This window comes from Bacillus sp. 05T31 (genome assembly GCF_056396725.1).
In genome coordinates this window covers 1-4899 of the sequence record NZ_JBFTMA010000363.1, presented here as the reverse complement: position 1 = coordinate 4899, position 4899 = coordinate 1, and the positions used below count along the sequence as shown (strand labels likewise).

At 36.4% G+C, this 4899-nt stretch carries 5 protein-coding genes; 4 read left to right on the top strand and 1 reads right to left on the bottom strand.

What is annotated here, in order from left to right; genetic code table 11:
- The 3 genes from rfbG to AC1DJR_RS19375 form a co-directional block, all read left to right on the top strand.
- Positions 1-778, top strand: a 778-nt coding sequence (gene rfbG / locus AC1DJR_RS19385) for a CDP-glucose 4,6-dehydratase (protein WP_477003276.1), incomplete at its 5' end; no start/stop codon positions are given.
- Between the two features lie 12 nt (positions 779-790).
- A complete protein-coding gene (locus AC1DJR_RS19380) occupies positions 791-2014 on the top strand; it encodes a methyltransferase domain-containing protein (RefSeq protein ID WP_477003275.1) in 1224 nt (407 codons plus the stop codon).
- Positions 2011-2934, top strand: a complete 924-nt coding sequence (locus tag AC1DJR_RS19375; RefSeq protein ID WP_477003274.1) for an NAD-dependent epimerase/dehydratase family protein — start codon at positions 2011-2013, stop codon at positions 2932-2934. Before AC1DJR_RS19380 ends, AC1DJR_RS19375 begins: the two co-directional genes overlap by 4 nt.
- Here the strand turns inward: AC1DJR_RS19375 and AC1DJR_RS19370 are convergent.
- A complete protein-coding gene (locus AC1DJR_RS19370) occupies positions 2903-3703 on the bottom strand; it encodes a glycosyltransferase family 2 protein (protein ID WP_477003277.1) in 801 nt (266 codons plus the stop codon). The genes AC1DJR_RS19375 and AC1DJR_RS19370 overlap by 32 nt on opposite strands.
- A 407-nt stretch (positions 3704-4110) precedes the next feature.
- Here AC1DJR_RS19370 and AC1DJR_RS19365 point away from each other — a divergent pair.
- Positions 4111-4899, top strand: a 789-nt coding sequence (locus AC1DJR_RS19365) for a DMT family transporter (protein ID WP_477003273.1), incomplete at its 3' end; no start/stop codon positions are given.

The following is a 4899-nucleotide window of genomic DNA, read 5'->3' as shown; positions in this document are numbered from 1 at the left end:
GTGCATAACAATTAAAGGCGATATTACAGATTACGATTCTTTATCCCATGCCCTGAAACAACATAACCCTGACATACTATTTCATTTAGCAGCTCAGCCAATCGTCACCACTTCATACAAAAATCCTATCGAAACATTTAAAACGAATGTTTTAGGTACTGTTCACGTATTAGAAGCAGCAAAACATATAGAAAGTATACGTGGCATCATTAATGTTACAAGTGATAAATGCTATGAAAATGACGGGAGCGGTAACCGGGCATTCGYGGAAACTGAYCGACTAGGAGGTTTCGACCCTTATAGTGCTAGTAAAGCTTGTGCTGAACTAGTTGCAGCATCATATCAAAAATCATTCTTCCACACTAACACTCTGAAAATTGCCTCAGTAAGAGCAGGTAACGTCATCGGCGGCGGTGATTGGGCAGAAGACCGATTATTCCCAGATATCATTCGTGCATATTTACAAGATAATACATTAAATATTAGAAACAAAAACGCTATTCGCCCGTGGCAACACGTATTAGATCCTTTACATGGCTATATTCTTTTAGCTGAAAACCTTTCGAAAGACGCCGAATATGCAGCAGCTTGGAATTTCGGCCCGATGAATGAACTTAACAGAACAGTTCATGATGTCATTCAATCTATAATAAAATTATGGAATCAACCAACAGATCATTCTATCGCTTGGACTGTTGATTGGTACAAAAAATATGCATCTGGTCAAAATATGGAATCTTTCACGCGACAACAAATCGATGCATTCAAAAATTTATAAGGGGGCTATAAAATGGAACAGAAAAAATGCCGTTTTTGCCACTCATTACTCACAAATACTTTTTTAGATTTAGGCGTTTCTCCTCTCGCTAACTCATTTGTAGCTCCAGAACACTCATATAAAATGGAGCCATTTTATCCGCTGCACACGTTTGTTTGTAACTCTTGTTTACTTGTACAATTAGATGAATTTGAATCTCCGCACAATATTTTTCATGACTATTTATACTTTAGCTCTTACTCCTCCAGTTGGCTACTACACGCTAAGCAATATGTAGAAATGGCGATTAAGCGTTTCAAMTTAACAAACCATTCGAAAGTGATTGAAATCGCAAGTAACGACGGGTACTTATTACAATACTTTCAAAAAGAAAATATCAAAACGTTAGGAATTGAACCAGCAAAAAATGTAGCAGAAATCGCTATCCAAAAAGGAATTCCTACTGAAGTGAATTTTTTCAGCAATGACTTAGCAAAAAAATTACCACAAGCTGATTTAATCGTCGCAAATAACGTATTAGCACACGTTCCAAACTTGCATGATTTTGTTGCTGGTTTAAAAACATTATTAAAACAAGATGGCACGATAACAATTGAATTCCCGCACTTATTGAACCTCATATCCTTTAAACAGTTTGACACAATCTATCATGAGCACTTCTCTTACTTCTCTCTTATAAGTCTTCAAAAAGTTTTAGCGCATCATCATTTACAAATTGTCGATGTAGAAGAACTTGCAACGCACGGTGGTTCATTGCGTATTTTTGTAAACCATCACAGTGACTCATCCACTATCCATTCCAGTGTTACAAATATAATCCAAAAAGAAATAGATCACGGGCTAGATACTTTAGATTGCTATCTCCTTTTTTCTAAACGCATAGAACAATTGAAAATAAGTATTTTAAAGTTTTTTATCAAAGCAAAAGCTTTAAACAAACAAATTATCGGTTACGGTGCTCCCGCTAAAGGAAACACCCTTTTAAATTATTGCGGGATAGGAAAAGAATTTCTAGCTTATACAGTAGATAAAAACCCTCACAAACAAAATCTCCTTCTACCAGGTACCCGCATTCCAATAAAATCTCCAGAAGAAATTAAACGTACAAAACCCGATTACATTCTCATACTTCCTTGGAATTTAAAAGATGAAATTATGAAAGAATGCTCTTTCATTCGTGAATGGGGCGGCAAATTTTTAGTAACGATTCCAGAAGTTGAGGTGATTGAGCCATGAAAAAAATCCTTGTAACAGGCGGTAGTGGATGGATTGGTAAATATGTTGTAAATTCTCTTATACAAAAGGGCTATGAGGTGCACGCCACTTACAATACAAATAAGCCTTCTCACCTTTCTTGCCATTGGCATAAAGTAAACTTACTTTGCGATGAAGAAGTAAAAAAACTCATTTACGACATTAAACCTAGTCATCTCATTCATTTAGCTTGGGAAGCAGTGCCGCCAGCATGCTATGTATCAATTAATAATTATTATTGGCTAAAGTCTAGTATCTCATTGATTCAACACTTCACAGCATGCGGTGGAAAGCGCGTCGTCGTTGCAGGTACTGGCGCGGAGTATGAATGGTTTAATGGCGTATTATTTGAAGATTCACCGCTTCTTTCCTATAAAACCCCGTATTCATTATGTAAAAATGCACTGCACTCCTGGCTACAAACGTATGCACAACAAACCAGTCTCAGCATGAGCTGGGGCCGAATTTTTCATATGTATGGCCCTTACGAACAAGGKAATCGRCTCGTTTCTAACATTATCAMSTCCTTATTAAAAAAYGAGGAAGCACTATGTACACACGGAAAACAATCAAGAGACTTTCTCCATGTGAGTGACGTCGCTGACGCTCTCGTAACATTATTAAACTGCAACGTTACAGGTTCAATAAATATCGCATCTGGTCAATCTGTACAAATTAAAGAATTAGCTTCGATCATTGCTAAAAAAATCGGAAAAGAAAATTTAATTAAACTAGGTGCTATCCCTTTTCCTAAAGATGAACCTTTATTTGTCGGTGTTAATGTGGAACGTTTAAAAAACGAAGTAAACTGGAAACCAAAATACGATCTAAACGCTGGAATCGAAGAAACCATTTTGTGGTGGGAATCATTTATAAAAAAGCATAACGATACGCATCACTAAAACGTAAATCCTTCGCCCCTCTCGCTAATTCCTTATACCATTCTTCCAATCTTTCAGGCGTAATAATATGGTGCGTTCCCATTCCCCCATGCCTACTACCTTCAGAAAGAGTCGGACCAATTTGTAATTTCCTCTTTCTCATCGCATCGTTCCAAGGACTAAACCCAAACCATGCAATACATGCAAGAGGCGGATAATTCATAGATTCATGTGCAGTTAAGTGTCTTCCGACAGTATAACTTCCGTGTTCATGATTATGAATAAATCTACCTCTTCTCCATAACGCCCAATCTTCTGGTAAATAACCGTGAAATCGCTGTTTCATTAAAGGTATTCCAAAGTTAAGTTCTGGATAATTATAGTTAGGATCATCCACCATAACAAGACCTTCTAACCAATACATCCTCCCTCCCAATTCATCAAGCGATTTCCAAAACTGATTTTTATCTTGCACACAAAGAAACTCAGTCGTATTTAAAATCATTTTCCAACCTTCTACTTCTTGTTCCACCCTCATCACTTCATGATCTGTCGCTAAGGCATCAAACTCTGGATTTACAGAATCTCGCACTTCCCAATGCGGTGCGAATTTTTTACAAATTTCGACTGAACGATCTGTAGAACCTTTATTAATTAAAATGCCATGATCAAACAGTTTCGTATGATGTATAAGCCACCACGGCAATAAATACTCTTCATTRTAAAAATGAGAWATAACRGTTGTAGTTATARCAATCTCCTCCTCTTTCTCTATTAATCTACTTTTTATCCTATAGCCAATATACTCACGAACAAAAAATATGTGTCCTATTATAAGCAAAATCTTATTACTAGTATTTTTGCAAGTTCCCTTTGGTACCGAGCCCTTCTCACCGTCTATTTTTTCAAACCAAATCGATCCATTCAACTCTTCTAAACGAATTGGAACGAGATAATTACTAACATGTGGGTTTATAACAATATATTTCATAATATCCTTCAATAATCAGAAAATTGAGTTATAATATCATTATAAAATTAATAAGGAGGAATACGCTCATGTACTACAACACTTCATTCGAAAACGATCAACCTGTAGGCCGTCTATAAACTAAGACGGGCATTCATATAACAAGTGCACCATGCCTCGTCTTAGGGAATAAATCATAACCCTAAAAATAGACGGAGGTCATTCAAATGAAACAAACCATTTTAGGAGCTATATGTTTATCACTAGCAGCAAGTATTTGGGGCGGTATGTACGTCGTTAGTAAATACGTACTCGACTTTATTCCGCCACTTACACTCGTTTGGCTACGCTTTATTATCGCTTTTGTTGTTTTATATGCGATTTTGAAAACAACTGAAAAAAAGCAAAAGAAAAAAGTAACCATACACAAAAAAGATTGGCTATTATTCGCTTGGATTGGATTCATCGGGTATTTCATTTCGATCACATGTCAATTTATCGGAACGAAATTATCCGATGCTCATACAGGCTCCTTAGTAACATCAGCTACACCTGCATTTATGGTTATATTTGCAGCGCTCCTTTTAAAAGAGAAACTAACTGCTCGTAGACTTTTATCAACTATAATAGCGACAATCGGTGTCATTATCGTTATCGGATGGGATATTGAAATCGGCTCCTATTTTATCGGTACAATCATTTTAGTTGGGGCCGCTATTACGTGGGCTTTACTGTCCATTTATGTAAAAATTGCTTCAGCTCGGTTTTCATCTTTAGTTATTACAACGTACGCAATATTCTTTTCACTCTTTTTTATTACACCTTTTATGATATGGGAATTCCAATCAAATCCTATTGAAGATATAAACATGTATGTATTATTAGGCATTCTTTATTTAGGAATTGTCTCAACGGCAGGTGCATTTTTCCTTTGGAATAAAGGATTAGAATTAATGGACGCAAGCATCGGTTCCTTATTTTTCTTCTTCCAACCTATCGTTGGATCGATACTTGGC